Annotated in this window: 18 protein-coding genes and 1 pseudogene; 9 read left to right on the forward strand and 10 right to left on the reverse strand. The window is 73.2% G+C overall.

Annotation, left to right across the window (positions count from 1 at the left end; translation table 11 throughout):
• Positions 1–16: 16 nt before the first annotated feature.
• Genes LH044_RS14150 through LH044_RS14160 form a run of 3 tightly spaced genes read left to right on the forward strand, consistent with a single transcriptional unit; the run spans position 17 to position 2626 of the window.
• Positions 17–787, forward strand: a complete 771-nt coding sequence (locus tag LH044_RS14150; RefSeq protein ID WP_227756231.1) for an SDR family NAD(P)-dependent oxidoreductase — start codon at positions 17–19, stop codon at positions 785–787.
• A gap of 45 nt (positions 788–832) precedes the next feature.
• Positions 833–2098: a YncE family protein gene (locus LH044_RS14155; RefSeq protein ID WP_227756232.1), complete on the forward strand. Its 1266-nt coding sequence runs from the start codon at positions 833–835 to the stop codon at positions 2096–2098.
• 39 nt (positions 2099–2137) lie between these two features.
• A complete protein-coding gene (locus LH044_RS14160; protein WP_227756233.1) occupies positions 2138–2626 on the forward strand; it encodes a limonene-1,2-epoxide hydrolase family protein in 489 nt (162 codons plus the stop codon).
• Between the two features lie 69 nt (positions 2627–2695).
• On the opposite strand, the gene LH044_RS14165 is transcribed toward LH044_RS14160, so the two are convergent.
• A complete protein-coding gene (locus LH044_RS14165; protein WP_227756234.1) occupies positions 2696–3229 on the reverse strand; it encodes a pyridoxamine 5'-phosphate oxidase family protein in 534 nt (177 codons plus the stop codon).
• A 168-nt stretch (positions 3230–3397) separates the two neighbouring features.
• Here LH044_RS14165 and LH044_RS14170 point away from each other — a divergent pair, with 168 nt between their 5' ends.
• Positions 3398–3835, forward strand: coding sequence for a nitroreductase family deazaflavin-dependent oxidoreductase (locus LH044_RS14170; RefSeq protein ID WP_227756235.1), 438 nt, complete (start codon positions 3398–3400; stop codon positions 3833–3835).
• Positions 3836–3884: 49 nt separating this feature from the next.
• Here the strand turns inward: LH044_RS14170 and LH044_RS14175 are convergent, their stop codons facing one another.
• Entirely contained in the window at positions 3885–4556 is a 672-nt protein-coding gene (locus LH044_RS14175) for a GAP family protein (protein WP_227756236.1), read from the reverse strand.
• 103 nt (positions 4557–4659) lie between these two features.
• Complete coding sequence (locus LH044_RS14180; RefSeq protein WP_227756237.1) at positions 4660–7122, reverse strand: lysylphosphatidylglycerol synthase domain-containing protein; 2463 nt, start codon at positions 7120–7122, stop codon at positions 4660–4662.
• A gap of 173 nt (positions 7123–7295) precedes the next feature.
• Between LH044_RS14180 and LH044_RS14185 the strand changes: the two genes are divergently transcribed.
• Positions 7296–7658, forward strand: coding sequence for a SpoIIAA family protein (locus LH044_RS14185; protein ID WP_227756238.1), 363 nt, complete (start codon positions 7296–7298; stop codon positions 7656–7658).
• An 18-nt stretch (positions 7659–7676) separates the two neighbouring features.
• Here the strand turns inward: LH044_RS14185 and LH044_RS14190 are convergent, their stop codons facing one another.
• The 3 genes from LH044_RS14190 to LH044_RS14200 are packed head-to-tail and all read right to left on the reverse strand — an operon-like array spanning position 7677 to position 8937.
• A complete protein-coding gene (locus LH044_RS14190) occupies positions 7677–8042 on the reverse strand; it encodes a hypothetical protein (protein WP_227756239.1) in 366 nt (121 codons plus the stop codon).
• Positions 8039–8464 carry a VOC family protein gene (locus LH044_RS14195; protein ID WP_227756240.1) on the reverse strand — a complete coding sequence of 142 codons (426 nt, stop codon included), beginning with the start codon at positions 8462–8464 and terminating at the stop codon, positions 8039–8041. Before LH044_RS14195 ends, LH044_RS14190 begins: the two co-directional genes overlap by 4 nt.
• Before the next feature lie 5 nt (positions 8465–8469).
• Entirely contained in the window at positions 8470–8937 is a 468-nt protein-coding gene (locus LH044_RS14200) for a helix-turn-helix domain-containing protein (RefSeq protein ID WP_227756241.1), read from the reverse strand.
• Between the two features lie 209 nt (positions 8938–9146).
• Here LH044_RS14200 and LH044_RS14205 point away from each other — a divergent pair, with 209 nt between their 5' ends.
• The 3 genes and pseudogenes from LH044_RS14205 to LH044_RS14215 all read left to right on the forward strand — a co-directional run bounded on the left by LH044_RS14205 (position 9147) and on the right by LH044_RS14215 (position 11471).
• Entirely contained in the window at positions 9147–10319 is a 1173-nt protein-coding gene (locus LH044_RS14205; protein WP_227756242.1) for a hypothetical protein, read from the forward strand.
• 94 nt (positions 10320–10413) lie between these two features.
• Positions 10414–10774, forward strand: a pseudogene (locus LH044_RS22015) (VOC family protein).
• Positions 10767–11471 carry a 2-phosphosulfolactate phosphatase gene (locus tag LH044_RS14215; protein ID WP_227756244.1) on the forward strand — a complete coding sequence of 235 codons (705 nt, stop codon included), beginning with the start codon at positions 10767–10769 and terminating at the stop codon, positions 11469–11471. The pseudogene LH044_RS22015 and the gene LH044_RS14215 overlap by 8 nt, the downstream one beginning before the upstream one ends.
• 11 nt (positions 11472–11482) lie before the next feature.
• Here the strand turns inward: LH044_RS14215 and LH044_RS14220 are convergent, their stop codons facing one another.
• The 3 genes from LH044_RS14220 to LH044_RS14230 form a co-directional block, all read right to left on the reverse strand.
• Complete coding sequence (locus LH044_RS14220; protein ID WP_227756245.1) at positions 11483–12067, reverse strand: histidine phosphatase family protein; 585 nt, start codon at positions 12065–12067, stop codon at positions 11483–11485.
• Between the two features lie 85 nt (positions 12068–12152).
• The gene (locus LH044_RS14225) at positions 12153–12743 is read right to left on the reverse strand and encodes a hypothetical protein (protein WP_227756246.1); all 591 of its coding nucleotides are present in this window, start codon (positions 12741–12743) and stop codon (positions 12153–12155) included.
• 192 nt (positions 12744–12935) lie between these two features.
• Positions 12936–13736 carry a potassium channel family protein gene (locus LH044_RS14230; protein ID WP_227756247.1) on the reverse strand — a complete coding sequence of 267 codons (801 nt, stop codon included), beginning with the start codon at positions 13734–13736 and terminating at the stop codon, positions 12936–12938.
• Positions 13737–13908: 172 nt separating this feature from the next.
• Here LH044_RS14230 and LH044_RS14235 point away from each other — a divergent pair, with 172 nt between their 5' ends.
• The gene (locus tag LH044_RS14235; RefSeq protein WP_227756248.1) at positions 13909–14814 is read left to right on the forward strand and encodes an alpha/beta fold hydrolase; all 906 of its coding nucleotides are present in this window, start codon (positions 13909–13911) and stop codon (positions 14812–14814) included.
• Between the two features lie 121 nt (positions 14815–14935).
• Here the strand turns inward: LH044_RS14235 and LH044_RS14240 are convergent, their stop codons facing one another.
• Positions 14936–17122, reverse strand: coding sequence for a molybdopterin-dependent oxidoreductase (locus LH044_RS14240; protein WP_227756249.1), 2187 nt, complete (start codon positions 17120–17122; stop codon positions 14936–14938).
• Positions 17123–17160 lie beyond the last annotated feature (38 nt).

A 17160-nucleotide genomic window follows, 5' to 3' on the forward strand; every position in this document is an offset into this window, starting at 1 on the left:
TCAGTGGAGGATGGTCATGAGCGGAGTGGTGGTCACGGGCGGGGCCTCGGGCATCGGCCGGGCGACGGCCGAGGTGCTGGTCGCCGAGGGCCGGTCGGTCGCGATCTGGGACCTGAGCCCGGACGTCGCCGGGGTGGCGCAGGCCATCGGTGCCGACGCCGGCGAGGGCGTGCGGACCGCGGGCCTCTCGGTCGACGTGACCGATCCTGCGGCGGTGGCCGCCGCCGTCGAGATGTCGGCCGGCGCCCTCGACGGCATCGACGGGTTCGTCCACGCCGCCGGGGCGGTGAGCCCCGATCCGACCGGCGCCCTGACCGACGCCAACTGGGACCTCGTCGTCGACGTGAACCTCAAGGCGTACGCCTTCCTGGCCCAGGCCCTGCTGCCGCACCTCCAGGCGGTCGCGGCGACGGGCGACGCCCACCCCGACGGCGCGTCGATCGTCGGCATCTCGTCGATCGAGGGCCTGGTCGGCAACGCCGCCATCCCGTCCTACTGCGCGTCGAAGGCCGGCCTGCTGGGCATGACCCGGTCGCTCGCGCACCAGCTCGGGCCCGAGGGCATCCGCGTCAACGCCGTCTGCCCGGGCTTCGTCGAGACGCCGATGCTCCAGATCGCCCTCGACGTACCCGGCCTGCGCGAGGAGATGGAGGCCGAGGCGCCGCTCGGGCGCATGGCCCAACCGGTCGAGATCGCCCACGCGGTGGCGTTCCTGCTGTCGCGCCGCGCGAGCTTCATCACGGGCACGCACCTCGTCGTCGACGGCGGGGCGACCGCCGTCCTCTGACCGGCCCGACCCGCTGCACCCGGGGCCGCGTGGGACGCTGTGGGGGTGCGTGGCCGGATCCGAACGCTGCTCGTCGTCGCCGTGGTGGGCGCCTGCGGCGCGTTCGCCGCGAGCTGCGTCGGCACCGACGGCGGCGCGGTCGCGGATGGTGGCGGTCAGGAGGTCAACGCCGACGGCGGGGCCGACAAGGCTGCGACGGGCGGCGGCGACGCCGAGCAGCTGCAGGACGAGTCGACCACGACGACGACCACCGCGCCGCGGCCGCCCGTCGAGACGCTCACCATGCGGAAGCTGCGCCAGATCGGCGGCGACATCTCACCGAAGTCGGTCGTGGCCTCGGGGCACGGCGTCGTGACGGCGCAGAACATGATGTACACGCACACCGTCACCGCCTACGACGCGAACGGCGAGCTGCTGGCGACGATCCCCGACTCGGTCACCCTCACCGACTTCGGCATCGACCGGCCCGGCACCTTCAAGGGCGCGCCGGTCGAGGCCGCCTTCACGCCCGACGGCGACGAGGTCTACGTCTCGAACTACTCGATGTACGGCCCCGGGTTCAGCGAGGGCAAGGACTCGTGCTCGCCCGGCGACGGCACGACGACCAGCTTCCTGTATCGGATCAGCACCAAGAGCTGGAAGATCGACCAGGTGATCCCGGCCGGCGCCGTGCCCAAGTACGTCGCAGTCACTCCCGACGGGTCGAAGGTGCTCGCCACCAACTGGTGCACCTGGGACCTGACGATCGCCGACACGACGACCGGTCAGGTCCTCGACACGATCAAGATCAACGGTCGCTACCCCCGGGGCATCGCGATCACGAAGGACTCGAAGACGGCCTACGTCGCGGTCATGGGCGGCTCCGACGTGGCGAAGGTCGACATCGGCACGGGCGCCATCTCCTGGATCCGCAACGTCGGCGCCGGACCCCGCCACATCGTGATCGCCCCCGACGACAGCGCGCTCTACGTGACCCTCAACAAGGCCGGCCAGGTGGCCAAGATCGACACCGCGACCGGCCAGGTCCTCGCCCGGGTCGCCACGGGCACCCAGCCCCGGTCCGCCGACATCTCGACCGACGGCACGGCGCTGTACGTCGTCAACTACGAGAACAGCAACATCTCCAAGATCCGGACGTCGGACATGGAGGTGCTGGTGAAGGAGCCGGCCGGCCACCACCCGATCGGGATCGCGTACGACGACTCCACCGGCCGGGTCTGGGTCGCCAACTACGGCGGCACGATCGACATCTGGGACGAGGTCCCGGCCGGCACCCCGGCGCCGACCGGTGCCGTGAGCGCGTCGGACTGACCCCTGTCGGGCGGCACGGGCGGGCCGTAGCATCCGCGCATGCCGATCGAGCTCCTGCCCACCCCCGCGACGGCGGACGCCGCGCCCACCGATCCGCAGGCGGTCACCGAGGCCTTCCTCGCCGCCCTGATGGACTCCGACCTGGACGCGGCGATCGAGCTGCTCGACCCCGACGTCCACTACGTGAACGTCGGCCTCCCGGCGATCGACGGCGCCGAGCGGGTCCGGCAGGCCTTCAAGGGGCTGACCCGCCCCGAGGTCAGCTTCGAGGTGTACCTGCACGCGATCTCGGCCGAGGGGCCGGTCGTGCTGACCGAGCGCACCGACGTGATCGTGCTCGGACCGCTCCGGCTGCAGTTCTGGGTGATGGGCCGCTTCGACGTGCACGACGGCCGGATCACGCTGTGGCGCGACGGCTTCGACGTCGGCGACATCCTCAAGTCGGTCGGGCGAGGGCTGCTCGGGATCGCCATCCCCGGCCTGCGCCCGGCGCCGCCGCGCAGCCTCGACGACGCGCCGGGGCGCTGAGCCGCCGCCCGAGCGGCCCGAGGCAGCGGCTCCGGACGGGCGGTCCGATCGCCGAGCGGCCCGGTCGCCTCAGAAGCGCCAGCGCGTCGCGCCGCCGGGCTCGACCGTCGCCAGCCCGGTCGCCGCGGTGATCGTCATCCGGTACACGTGCCACGGCGGCGGCCCGGCCGATGGCGCGCTGAACGGCGCGGTCAGCGCGATGCCGCTCTCGTCGACCTCGGCGGGCCAGCCGTCGGCGGCCCATGCCGCCGCCAACTCGGCCACGAGCGCGGGGTCGGCGACGAGCTCGGCGGTGCCCTCGACGACCAGGTCGAACTCGTCGGTCGCCACGCTCAGCGTGCAGCGCGGGTCGCGGGCCAGGTTCCGGCCCTTCCGGGTGCCCGTGCCGGTCTCCCACCAGAAGGTGCCGTGCGTCCACAGCGCGCCGATGCCGTTGAGGTGCGGCGACCCGTCGGGGTCGATCGTCGCGAGCCAGCAGGTGTGGCGGCCGGGACCGCCCTGGCCCGGGGCCTGCGGGATGCCGTCGTCGAGTCGACCGGTGATCTCGGACCACTCGAGGTCCGGTGTGCCGTAGAGGTCGGCAGCCAGGTTCTTGATCTCCATGCAGGTTCCGACCGGCTGCGGGCGCCGAACTCATCGCAGGCCGCAGCCCCGAGCCTCGGGGGACCCGCTGTCGGGAGGCCGCTCGGGCGGTGGGTAGCGTGCTGGCTCGCCGGCCGGGCCGTGGAGCGACCGCGGGACCAGCTGCCGGCGCCGACCGAGGAGTCATCCATGCCGATCGAGGGCGAGTACGAGCCGAGCCCGTGGGAGCCGATCTACGAGCAGGTCGAGCTCTACGAGCGCAGCGGCGGGACCGAGGGCACGGAGCTCGAGGGCAAGCCGTGCATCATCCTGTGGACCAAGGGCGCGAAGTCCGGGAAGATCCGCAAGACCCCGCTGATGCGGGCCGAGTCGGGCGGCGAGTACGCGGTGATCGGTTCGATGGGCGGCGCGCCGGTCGCTCCGCAGTGGGTCCACAACCTGCGGGCCACGCCCGAGGCGAAGCTCCAGGACGGCCCCGTGCTGAAGGACTACACGGTGCGCCAGGTCGAGGGCGACGAGAAGGCCCGCTGGTGGAAGGTCGCCACTGACGTCTGGCCGAGCTTCGACGAGTACCAGGCCGCGACCGAGCGGGTGATCCCGCTCTTCGTGCTCACCCCGCAGGATTGACGCGCCGACCCGCCCGGTCCGCCGAGCGGGTCGACCTGCGGGCGGTCGCTCAACCGAACGCGCCGCCCAGGCCGTTGCCGATGAGCTTGGCCCCCAGGATCAGGAACAGCACGGTCATGATCACGGCGTTGTTGTGCGCCATGAACTCCTTGATCGCATCGAGCGACCTCGCCGCGGCCGTGGGGGCGACCAGGTAGAAGAGCACGAGCCCGACGACGGTCACCGAGGCGATCACGACGAACACCACGGCGGCGACGATCTCGTCGCCGACCGGCATGTCCGCCTTGGCGATCGCACCCGCCGCCGCGGCGGTGAGCACGAAGTTCTTGGGGTTGGCGGCCGAGAGGACGAGGCCCAGGCCGAGCGACCTCGGGAACGTGAAGTGGTCCACGGCCTCCATCCAGCCGGGCATCTTCGGCTCCTCGCCCTTCTCGGGCCGGCTGCTCCACTGCCGGCGGGCCAGGCCGAGGAACACCAGGCCGAACGCCAGCGTCGCCCAGTCGACGCCGTCGTCGGTCGTCCCGCTGCCGGCCCCCTTGGCGACCAGCAGCACGACCGCCACGACCGCGCTCAGGCCGGCGATCCACCCCAGGGCGAACGCGACGCCGTTCGACCGGGCTCGCGGCGTGGCCAGCATGAGCACGATGGCGATGATCGGGATCGGGCTGATGGCGACGCCGACCGCCGAGGGCAGCAGGTCGCCGATGGACTGGATCAACACGTGCGCTTCCCTCCGGACGCCGCCCAGCGCCGCCACGTTCGCACACGGGAGCGCCGGCGTGCGGCACCCGATCGGACGAGATGGCCACGCGGCCCGGGTGCGGTCAGAGGCGGTCGGTGCGCCGGAGCCAGGTGTAGGCGACCCAACCGGGGAGGATCGGCAGCCAGAAGGTGACGAGGCGGAAGAAGAAGACCGCCGGCACCGCCTGCGAGTTGGGCACGCCGACCGCCACCATGCCGCCGATCAGCGCGGCCTCGGTGGCGCCGATGCCGCCCGGCGTCGGCGCGACCGTCGCGATCGCGGCGCCGAACAGGTAGACGGCGCCGAGCGTGGCGAAGCGGGTCGACACGTCGAACGCCTCGGCCGACGCGACGAAGGCGAGCAGGTAGCTGACGGTGACGAGCAGCGAGCCGCCGAGCATCAGGGCGATCTTGCTCGGCGTCGTCAGGACGTCGCGCAGGCCTCCGGCCGCCCGCCCGAGGATGGGCAGCACCTGCGTGCGCACCATGCGCCGGGTCGACGGCACGAGCAGCGCGAGGACGGCAATCGCGACGACCACGCCGACGCCGATCGCCAGCGCCTTGGGCGAGGGCAGCTCGACGTCGCCGATCGCGTCGCGCCCGGCCCAGAACACGAAGATCAGCAGCAGCACGGCGTGGCCGAGGAAGCCGCCGACCGCGTCGAGGCCGACCGACGACGTGGCGACCGCCGAGTCGACGCCCTGGCGCTGGAGGAAGCGCACGTTGAGCGCCATGCCGCCGATGCCGGCCGGAGCGACGGTCGAGGTGAACGCGGTGCCGAGCTGGGCGGCCGACGTCGCGCCGAAGGGCAGGCGGCCGGGCACCGCGCCCGTCAGTGCGATCGCCGCGGCCAGGTAGCTCGCGATCGATGCGAGCGACGCGGGGATCGCCCAGTACCAGTCGGCGTCGGTGATCTGGTCGAAGATCGCCGGCAGGTCGGCGAACTGCGGCACCAGGAAGTACACGACCGCGACCAGCATGACCATGCTGAACACCTGTCGGGGGCCGATGCGTGCGAGCGGCTCGAGCTCGGCGGGCTCGACCCCGCATCGCCGTTCGACCTCGGTGCGGAGCTCGTCGAGCAGGCCGGGGCGCTCACCCAGCCGGGCCCGGGTCCGTCGGGTCAGCGCCAGCGGCTGCAGCCGGCCGAGGCTCGCGGCCAGGGCCGGCTCCCCGAGGACGTCGGCGCCGGTCTCGACCGCGCGCCGGGGTCCCACGGCGAGGGCGAGCGAGGTGAGGACCTGGGCCAGGTCGGTGCGCAGCAGCGCGTCGTCGGCCGCGACCTCCGCCTGCCACAGGCCGACGATCCACACCTCGTCGTCGCCGTCCACCATCAGGTTCTGCGTGCGGAGGTCCCGGTGCGCGATCCGTCCCGCCTGCATCTGCTCCACCTGCCGCCAGGTCGAGCGCAGGACCCGGTCGGTCCACGCGTCGTCGGGAGCGATGCCGGGGGCGTCGGGTCCCGGCTCGAGCAGCGTGTCGAGGCCCGCCCCGTCGACGCGGTCGTAGGCCACGAGGAACGAGTCCTCGCCGACGGCGGCCAGGCTCCGCAGCCGCGGCGTGCGGACCCCGGCGTCGCGCGCCTGGAACGAGCACAAGGCCTCGTGCTCGACCGAGCGGCGGATCGAGGTGAACGGCCGGTCGTCGCCGGTGGACCGGTACCGGACGGCGCGGTAGGCCCGGCGGAGCAGGTCGGCCGAGAGCCGGTCGGAGCCGAGCACCCGGACGAACAGGCCGTCGCCGTCGTCGTCGGTCCCCGAGTACGAGATCGTCCCGCGCGGGCTGATGCCCAGCTGGTCGAGCGAGCTGGCCGGCACGCCGGCGCGGCGCAGGATCCGGAGCAGCGCCGCCGTGCTCGGCCGCGTGGTCGGCCGGCCGAACGCGAGCAGCACCGCGCTGGCCACCGCGTAGCCGGTCGTCAGCACGAGCAGGACGTGGGTGGCCTCCCCACCCGACACGACCGCCAGCTGGAGCACGAGGACGCCGGCGACGATGCCGAGGCCGAGGCGGCGCCACCGGATGCCGACGAACGGGCCGGTGGTGACGAAGGCGGCGACGAGCTGCGCCGTGGCGGCCACGTTGACGGCGAACGTCCGGGCGATCGCCTCGGTGGTCGCGGTCGGGTCGACGGTGACCGTGCGCAGCCCGACCCACCCGCCGAACACCGAGAACAGGACGCCGGCCAGCAGCATCGCCGCGAGCACGTAGGCGAGCTGCCGCCACCGCCGCAGCACCACGGGGAGCACGAGCACGGCGACGTTCGCAGAGATCACCGTGGCGATCAGCAGGACGTCGATGGTGGCGCGCATCCAGTCGACCGGCGCCACGAGCAGTCGGCTCAGCTCCTCCTCGAGGCCCTCGGCGCCGGAGCCCAGGTAGCGGGTGAGCAGGGCGACGACGAGGGCCGCCGCACCGAACAGGGCGAGCCGGAGCAGGTCGAACGACGACCGTCCGAAGCTCGTGACCTCGTCGTCGGAGGTCCCGGTCCCGGCGCCGCGGAAGGGGTCGCCCGCCCATGACGGACGGGGTTCGTCGGCGGCGCCCATCGCCGTCGATCATCCCGCGGGTGGGAGGGTGCGTGCGCGCACACCCCTGCTGCGCCTTGCGGTCAGGGTGCCCGAGGTGCGCCCGTCGCCGGACGCCCGTCGTCGCCCGCGACCGCCGTGGCACCCTTGGCGCCGGCGGCCACGGCGCCCCGACCCGACCCGGAGGGAGCGACATGATCACCCAGCTCGACGACCTGCCCGACGGCGTCATCGGCTTCTCGTACTCCGGCGAGGTCCACGCCGCCGACTACGAGTCGGTCATGTTCCCCGTGGTCGACGCTGCGGCGAAGGCCGGCCCGCTCCGCATCGTCGTGGTGTTCGAGGACTTCCGGAAGATGTCGTCGGGCGCCTCGTGGGAGGACCTCAAGATGGGCACCGAGCACCTGCGCGGCTGGAAGCGCATCGCCGTGGTGACCGACCTCGACTGGATGGACCACCTCGTCGCGGTCTTCGGCTGGATGAGCCCGGGCAAGGTGAGGACGTTCCCGCTCGCCGAGCGCGAGCAGGCGGTCGCCTGGGTCGCCGCCGACGACTGACCGACGCGGCGCCCGGCCTCAGGCGTCGTCGGGCGCCGGTCGGCCGGGCCGGTGGTGGCGACGTGCGATCGCCCGGTCGCTGCCCGCCGACATGATCGAGCGCAGCGACGCGGCCGACATGATCGAGAACGCGCTGGCGGCCGACGACAGCGAGAAGGCGCTGGCAGCCGAGGCGACCGACCCGACGGACGCGAACGACCCGATCGATCCGATCGACAGCACGCTGCCGACCGAACCGATCGAGAGGATCGAGTTGCGGCTCCCGATGCTGAGGATCGAGCCCTCGGACCGCCACGACCACTTGGACGTGGTCGGGTGCCCGTGCCCGTGCCCGTGCCCGTGCCCGTGGGCGTGGTGCTCGGCGTGGGAGCCGCGGTGGGTCACGCCGGCGCCTCCGCGTCGAACATCTGGCCGATGCGGATCGCGTTGCCGAACGGGTCGCGGATGCCGAAGTCGATGCCGTAGGGCTTGGGCGACGGCTCGTCGGTGATGTCGACGCCGCGGGCCTTCAGCGTCTCGAACGCGGCCTGTGCGTCGTCGGTGGTGATGCTGAGCCAGCCGCCCATGGCGCCCTTGGTGACGAGCTCCCGGACCTGCGCTGCGGTCTCCTCGTCCATGGCCGGCGGCCCGGGCCGCTCGAGGAGGATCTCGCGGCCGGGGTCGCCGGGGAGGCGGACCGTGAGCCAGCGCATGAAGCCGAGGTCCAGATCGGTCGCGACCTCCATGCCGAGCGTGTCGACGTAGAAGTCCTTGGCCTGGTCCTGGTCGAGGACGAACAGCTGTGAACGTGTGATGGCGTTGTACATGCGGGTCACGGTACGGACGGCTCCGGGGCGGGGGCTTCTCCGAAACTGCTCCGTTCGCCGGCGATCGTGCGGGCGTCGACCTGTGAGCTCGGTCGGGTCCAGGCCCGCACGAAGCAGGACGGCACCTCGGCCGGGATCGTGCCGCGATCGCGGAACGCCGTGGGCGTCTCGCCGACGATGTCGGTGAACGTGCGGCTGAAGCTGCCGAGGCTGGAGAAGCCGCACTGCATGCAGACGTCGGTCACGCTGGTGGCGGTCGTCCGCAGCAGGTACATGGCCCGCTCGATCCGCCGGCGCTGGAGGTAGCGGTGCGGCGTCTCGCCGAACGTCGCCTTGAACGAGCGGATGAAGTTCGCCTCGGAGATGCAGGCGATCGACGCGAGCGAGGGCACGTCGAGCGGCAGCGCGAAGTCCCGGTCCATGGCGTCGCGGGCCCGCAGCAGGCGGCGGTTGCTCTCGGCGGCGTCGGGCACCCGACCAGGATGCCGCACGCCCCGTGCCCGCCGCTGCGGCACACCGGTGACACCCGCCGCGGACCCGCCGCCACTGTCGTCGGTGACGGCGCCACGCACCGTGCGGAGGTCACCAAGTTCCAGGGAAGTTCGTCTTGTGTTCGCGTCGCCCAAGCGGAACGATGGGCCGCGGTCGGTGGCGGTGCCGATCCAGAGGAGGGAACTTTTCGATGGTGCGTCGGCATTCGGTCCGGATGTTGGTGGCGGTGCTCGTGGCGGCCTTCGTGGTCCCGTTCGCATCGGCGGGGACGGCGGGGGCCATCGGCTCGGCGCCCTCCACCCCGATCGGGGCTCGCATCCGGTGGGCCACCACCAACGGTGACATCCTCGCCATCACCAAGGTCGCGGGCACCTCGCGCAACCTGATCGCCTTCGGCGGCAACTTCACCCGGGTCATCACGCCCGACGGTGTGAGCCGCGTCGCCAACCACTTCGCGGTGGTCGACGAGATGACCGGCGCGCTGGTCTACGCAGGCAACGCGAACAGCTACGTCCGGGCCATCACCAGCCTCAACGGCACCATCTACGTCGGCGGCGACTTCACCAGCTTCGGCGGCGTCGCCCGGGCCCGGGCCGCGGCGCTCAACGCGAGCTTCGCCGTCACCGGGTGGAACCCGTCGCCCGGATCGCGGGTCCGGGCCCTGACGGTCGCGAGCGGCAACATCGTCTACGGCGGCGACAGCAGCGTCGTGCGGGCCACCAACCCGACGACCGGCGCCGCGGTCTGGTCCCAGAGCGTCTCGGGCGGCTCGGTCCGGGCGATGACGGTGTCGCCCAACGGCGCCAACCTCTACGTCGGCGGCCTCTTCGAGGTCTACGGCGGCCTGACCCGCCACGGCATCATCAAGGCCAACCCGGCCAACGGCGTGCCCGACTCGGCGTTCAACGCCAGGTTCCGAGTCGACTCCGGCGTCGGCTCCGGCGGCAGCTACGACGGCCAGGCCGGCAACGTGCTCGCCTTCAACGCCGACGGCAGCCGCCTGCTCGTCGGCGTCGCCGGGCAGGGCTCCGACGAGTTCAAGACGCTCAACCCGAGCACGGGTGCCCTGGCGTGGGGCATCGTGCTGCCGGGCGACTGCCAGGGCATCGGTGTCGTCGGCTCCACGTACGTGCTCGGCTACCACCGCCACGACAACAACCCGTGGCCGTACTTCGGGGCGCAGGTCGAGGCCGCCAACGGCCGCCTCACCACCTTCGACCCGGGCGTGACCGGCTACCAGGGCAACGCCGACGGCGGCAACAACGGCGTCCAGGCGATCTACGCCGACCCGGTGAACCGCCGCCTGTTCCTGGCGGGCGCCTTCACCTCGCCGGTGAAGTCCCTGGCCGTCTTCACCTGGTAGCCCCGGAACACCTCGCGGCTCCTGACGACATCTGACCACCGTCACGGTGGTCAGATGTCGGGGGAACCCGGCGCGTCCACCCGGGAGGTGACCGATGGGGATCGTGCGGATCGACCACGTGCAGCTCGCCATGCCCGCCGGCCGCGAGGCCGCGGCGGTGGCGTTCTACGAGGGGCTGCTCGGCATCCCGCACGTCCCCAAGCCGCCGCATCTCGCGGCGCTGGTTCGAGACCGACGGCGTGAAGGTGCACCTCGGTGTCGAGGCCGACTTCCGCCCGGCCCGCAAGGCGCACCCGGCGCTGCTCGTCGACGACCTGGCGTCGCTCGTCGAGCGGCTGGCGGAGGCGGGCGTGCCGCTGCGTGACGACGAGCCGCTCGACGGCTACGACCGCGTCTACGCCGACGACCCGTTCGGCAACCGGCTCGAGCTCATGGAGCCGCTCGCCGGTGCCTGACGCCCCGGCGTACATCCCGACCTCGGAGGTCGCCGACGTCGGCGGCGCGGTCGTGGCGATCGACGTGCTGCGCGCCTTCACGACCGCGGCGTGCGCGTTCGGCGCCGGTGCGTCCGAGATCTGGCTCGTCGGCGGCGTCGCCGAGGCCCTGGCCCTCGCGGACCGCCTCGGTGGCGCGGTCGTGATGGGCGAGGAGCACGGGCGCCGGCCCGACGGCTTCGACCTGTCGAACTCGCCGGTCGCGGCCTCGCAGGCCGACCTCGACGGGCGCGTCGTCGTGCAGCGGACCTCGGCGGGCACCCAGGGCGTCGTCGCGGCGCGTGCCGCCGACCGGCTGTTCGCCGCGAGCCTCGTGTGCGCCTCGGCGACCGCCAGGGCGGTCGACGCGGCCGGCCTCGGCGCGCCCACCTACGTCCTGACCGGGTGGCTGACGGACCGCGTCGACCGCGGCGGCGAGGACGACCGGGCCACGGCCGAGCTCATCGAGCGGGCGCGGCGGGGCGAGCCGTTGGGCGTGGACGGCACCGCGTCCTACGTGGCCGCCACGCCCGAGGCCGAGCGGACGCTGGCCGTCGGCGAGGGGCACGTGCACCCCGACGACGTCGCGCTCGCGGTCGACGTCGACCGCTTCGACTTCGCGATGGAGGTCGAGCGCCGGCCGCTCGGCCTGTGCCTCGTCCGATCGGTCCCGGGCTGACGGCCGGATCGTCAGCCGGCGTCGTCGATCTCGTCGATGGGACGCCAGCGGTCCAGCACGGCGCGACGGTCGACGTCGACGGTGAACCGGTGGCCCTGGCCCGGCTGGTCGTGCCGGCGCGAGATCGGCTCGTGGGCCAACCAGCACCACCAGAGCGTGCCGACGCCGCCGTGGCCGACCACGACCGTGCTGGCGTGGGACGGGGCGTCGAGCAGGTCCTGCAGGGCGGCGACGATCCGGCCCTGGGCGTCGGCCGCCCGCTCCCAGCCCCGGACGGACCGGCGCGGCGCCGCGAAGAAGCGGTCGGCGGTCGCCTCGAACTCGTCGGGCGGCAGGAACCCGGTGGCGGTGCGGTCGTTCTCGCCGGTTCCGGGTCGGACCTCGACGGAGAGCCCGAGGTGGTCGGCCAGGATCCGTGCGGTCTCGACCGCCTTCGTCTCGTCGCTGCTCACGATCCGCCCGACCCCGGGCACCCAGGGCTGGTCGAGCATGGCGACCACCCGGGCCCGGCCCGTCGAGCTCAGGCCCCAGCGGGCGACGGGGACGGACAGGTCGACCTCGACCTCTGCGTGGGTGACGTAGCGGAGGATGGTCACGGTCGTGCCGGACGGGAGGTCGGCGGCCGGTGCCCGGGAACCCGCGTGGTCACGGATCGGAGGGTACCGGCCACCGACCTCCGGCTCACTCGACGGTGAGCTCGGCGTACATGCCGCCGGTGAAGTGCGGCGGTCCGCCGGCCACACCGCTCGGCTTGCCACCGCCGGCAGCCTCGACCGCCGCGAGGTACTCGTCGGGGTCGGCGCCGATCGGGATGAAGCACATGAGGGCGTACCGGCCCGGCTCCGCGATCGTGCCGTCGCCGACGGCTGCGATCGGCTCGGGCGCCCCCGGCGGCTGCATCAGCACGGTGACCGGCGCGCCGAGCATCGCCTCGAGCTCGGCCGGCGGTCGCATCACGAGCTCGCTCAAGGGCGCCGTCTCGGTGTCGGGGATGCGGAAGACGACCAGCTCGTGGAGCTCCTCCGCCGAGGTGTTCTCCAGGGTGAGCCTGGTGCCGGCCGGCACGGACTCGGGCACGTCCTCGAACGCGTAGTCGACCCCCTCGATGCTGACGGTCGTCGCGTCGTGGCCGGCGTGGTCGGCGGTGGTCGTGGTCGCCTCGGTGGTCGTCGTCGCGTCGGCCGGGTCCTCGCCGTCGTCGCCGCAGGCAGCGGGGACGAGCGCGGCGAGCGCCAGGCCGAGGGCGGCGAGGGTGCGGGTGGAGCGGTGCATCAGCGTGTCCTTCGTGAGGGGGTCGTGAGGCGATGGCCGCGGGCGCGTCGGCCCGCCGTCGCCACGACCACCCTGAAGGTGCGCCGCTCCGCCCACCATCCCGGCGCGTCGGGGTCCTCATCACCAACGACGCGGGGTCCTCCGCACCCTCCAGAGATGTGGGGGATGCCGACGGACCGCGGCCTCGTGGTGTCAGGCGGGTCGCGAGCCCGCCGCGGCGTCGTCCGCGCCGGTCCCGTCGCTCGGGTCGCCCGCGTCCTCGCTGCGGTGCGTCACGTAGAGGGCGACGATCATGGCCACGAACGTCACCAGGTACACCTGGCCCACGACCCCCTCGGCGCCGGTGAGCAGGTGGCCGAGCTTGGTCGCGGGGGTGAGGTCGCCCAGGCCGATGGTCGTGACCGTCGTGAGGCTGTAGTACATGAACGACGAGCTGGGCTCCGGCTGGCCGAAGAAGTCGTTCCCGTCGAGCGCGGCGACCGACAGGTACAGCAGGGCGAACCCCAGCGCGATCAGCAGGTACGCGGAGACCGCGCCGAGCACTGTGTTCAACGTGACCCGACGGTGCTGCAGCAACCGGCGGGCGACGGCGATCGGCATCACGAGCGCGAGCGCGACGAACACGATCGAGGGGATGCGCGCGTTGAGCGGTCGGTCGGTCTCGATGGTCAGCGCGACGACGTAGACGAGCGTCGTCGCGACCAGGGCCAACACCACCAGGCCCGTTCCCACGCGCCGCCAGCGCCGTGAGATCCCCGACGCCCGCAGGGCGAGGATGAACGTCGCACCGATCAGCGCGTTCTCGGTGAACGACGACAGCACGGCCTCGGCACTGTCGATCTGCTTGGGGAGGTCGATCAACGTCATCAGCACGATCGTCACGGTGGTGAGGACCAGGAGCGCGCCGAACCGGTCGATGTGCGGCTGGTCGTCCCGGGGCGTCGGGGTCGTGGTGGTGGTCGCGGCGCTCGCCGCGGCGTCGTCGCCGGACATGGGGCCGACGGTATCGGGGGAACCGGTGAGGGCGTCATGGCCCCGGGCGCCGCACGACCTCGACGTGATGGGCCGGGGGCGGGTGGATCCACCCCCTTACGGCCGGACGGGGTGCTGCACTACCGTCGCGGGGCGGTCGGGGGCACGGCTGCGCTGGTGGGAGGAGATCCCTATGGGCAGCACGTCGTTCGAACGGCGGTCGATCAGCATCCACGGCCACGAGGTCTCGTACCGCACCGGCGGCGAGGGTCCGGTGCTCCTGCTGGTCCACGGCATGGCGGGCAGCTCGTCCACGTGGCGCAGCGTCTGGGACGACCTCACCGCGCGGTGCACGGTCGTGGCGCCCGACCTGCCCGGGCACGGTCGCACGGACAAGCCGCGTGGCGACTACTCGCTCGGTGCGCAGGCGAGCTTCCTCCGCGACCTGCTCGTCGCCCTCGGCCACGACCGGGCGACGGTCGTCGGCACCTCGCTCGGCGGCGGCATCGCCCTGCAGTTCAGCTACCAGTACCCCGAGCGCCTCGAGCGCCTGGTGCTGGTGGGCGCCGGCGGCCTGGGCGAGGAGGTCACGCCCATCCTGCGGCTGATCGCCGTCCCGGGCACCGACCTGCTGTTCCCGGCGCTGTTCCAGCCCGTCTTCCGGGATGCGGCCCGGACGGTGGGCGGTTGGTTCGGGCGGATCGGCCTCAAGCCGGCCGCGGCCACCGACGAGATGTTCCGGGCCTACGCCTCGCTCGTCGACCCCGAGACCCGCACCGCCTTCATCCACACGCTCCGCAGCGTGGTCGACAGCCGGGGACAGCGCGTCAGCGCCCACGACCGCCTGTACCTGGCGAGCGACGTGCCCACGCTGATCGTGTGGGGCGAGAAGGACCCGATCATCCCGGTCAGCCACGGCCACGCCGCGCATGAGGCCATGCCCGGCAGCCGGCTCGAGATCATCCCCGGCGTCGGGCACTTCCCGCAGGTCGAGGACCCCCGGCGCTTCGCCGAGGTCGTGCTCGACCTCGTCGAGGGCACCGAGCCCGCCCGTCTCGACACCGCCGACCTGTCGAGCCGCCTCGTCGGCGCCCCCTGACCCCGCCCCACGCACCCCATCCCCGTTTTTGACGCCACCAGGTGGGGCTGGTGACGCACGGATGACATGAGAATCCGGCGGACCGGTCGGCGGGCCGGTCCGGACGACCCCGATCCGGGCGTCAGACCGGGGCGATCTCCACCGGCACGCCGTTCACCGCGGCGTTGCCCGACGGCACGTCGACGGCCGTGCCCGGGATCAGCACGTTGGTGTTCACGCCGGGCCGTTCGGCCGCGACGGAGCCGCGGGTGCCGGGCAGGTCGTGGCCGAAGCCGTGCGGCAGGCTCACTACGCCCCGCACCAGCTCGTCGGACAGCTCGGCGATCGCGACGACCGATCCCGCCTCCGTGGTCACCCGGACCTTGCCGCCGTCCTCGATGTCGCGTGCCGCGGCATCGTCGGGGTGCACGAGCAGCGTCGAGCGATCGCGGCCCTTCATCAGGGCCGGCAGGTTGTGCATCCACGAGTTGTTCGACCGCACGTGTCGCCGGCCGATGAGCACCAGGTCGGGACGCGGCTCGGCCATGCGGGCCTGCAATCGGGCGAGGTCGTCCAGGAAGACGTCGTGGGCGAGCTCGACGTCCCCGCTGTTCGTGCGCAGCACCTCGTCGACGGGGTGCTGCGACGGGCCCAGGTCGAGGCCGTGCGGGTGCCGCTGCACCTCGCGGAGGTTCAGCCCGCCCGGCCGCTCGCCGTAGCGGTCGCCGTACGTGCTGGTGCGGAACGTGAGATCGACGATCCGGTCGGGCCCGCGGCCCACGCCGCCGTCGGCCGAGCCGTCGACACCGTGGCGGTCCGCCCGGACGCCGAACCAGAAGTCGTCGAGGGCGTCGACGTCGATGGAGTCGGCCGGCATGCCGCTGAGGATCGCGCCGAGGATCAGGCAGACCTCCCACTCGTCGGGCCGCTCGCCCATGTCGAAGATCGCCGGCGACCAGCGGGCGACGGCGCGGAGGGCGAAGCCCCAGATCGCCTCGTCGCAGTGCGGCTGCTCGAGCGGTGACAGGCCCGGGAGGATCACGTCCGCGTGCCGAGTGGTCTCGTTGAGGTAGTTGTCGACGGCGATCATGGCGTCGAGCATCGGCAGGGCCGCGTCGAGCCGGGCGGCGTCGGGCGCGGACAGCACCGGGTTCCCCGCGATCGTGATGAGCGCCTTCACCTGGCCCTCGCCCGGCGTGTCGATCTCCTCGGCCAGGCACGACAGCGGCGCCTGGCCCATGACCTCGGGCGCGCCCCGCACCCGGGTGCGCCACTTGCCGGTCGTGATCGGCCCGCGCCGCCGGGCCGTCGACGAGATCGTCGCCAGCGCCGGTCGCGGGAACAGGGAGCCGCCCTCCGCTCCGAGCCGGCCGAGCAGCACGTTCACCACCTCGACCAGCCAGCTCGCCAGCGTGCCGAACTCCTGGTTGCAGAGACCGATGCGGCCGTAGACGACGGGGCGCTCGGCCGCGGCGAGCTCGCGGGCCAGCGCCCGGATCCGGTCGGCCGGCACGCCGCAGCCGTCGGCGACCGCCTCGGGCGAGTAGGGGAGGGCGGCGGCCAGCACCTCGTCGACCCCGCGCACACGGCCGGTCAGGTCGCCCAGGTCGACCAGGCCCTCCTCGCCCAGAACGTGCACCACGGCGAGCAGCAGCGCGGCGTCGCCGCCAGGGACGATCGGCATCCACTCGTCGGCGCGCTCGGCCGTGCCCGTGCGCCGGGGGTCGACCACGATCGTGCGGCCGCCCCGCTCCCGGATCCGGTCGACCTCGCCGATCAGGTCGGGGAACGACAGGAGCGACCCGTTCGAGGCGTGCGGGTTCGCCCCCATGACCACGAACAGGTCGGTGTTGGCGACGTCGGGGATCGGGATCGTCCACGCGCCGCCGTACAGCTGGGCGCACACCAGGTTCTTGGGCCACTGGTCGACGGTGCCGGCCGACCAGATCGTCTGGATGCCGCCCAGCCCGACCACCGCGCCGGAGTAGCGGCCGAGCGAGTAGCTGTGCGCGTTGGGGTTGCCGAGGTAGGCGTGCACGGACCCGATGCCGTGCTCGGCGACCACGCCGTGGAGGAGCTCCTCGCAGCGGCGGAACGCCTCGTCCCACGTCGCCTCGCGCCACTCGGTGCCCTCGCGCACCATCGGCCCACGGAGGCGGTCCGGGTCGTGGTGGAGCCCTCCGATCGACGCGCCCTTCGGGCAGAGGAAGCCCTTGCTCCAGACGTCGTCGCGATCCCCCCGGACCCGCACCACCCGGTCGCCGTCGGTCTCGATCTCGAGCCCGCACATGGCCTCGCACAGCGGACACGTGCGGAGGTGGGTCGCCACCCGGGCGACCGTAGTGCGGGCCGATCGACGGCTGACGG

Origin of the sequence: Dermatobacter hominis (genome assembly GCF_020715685.1) — a bacterium.
Taxonomy (GTDB): Bacteria; Actinomycetota; Acidimicrobiia; order Acidimicrobiales; family Microtrichaceae; genus Dermatobacter; species Dermatobacter hominis.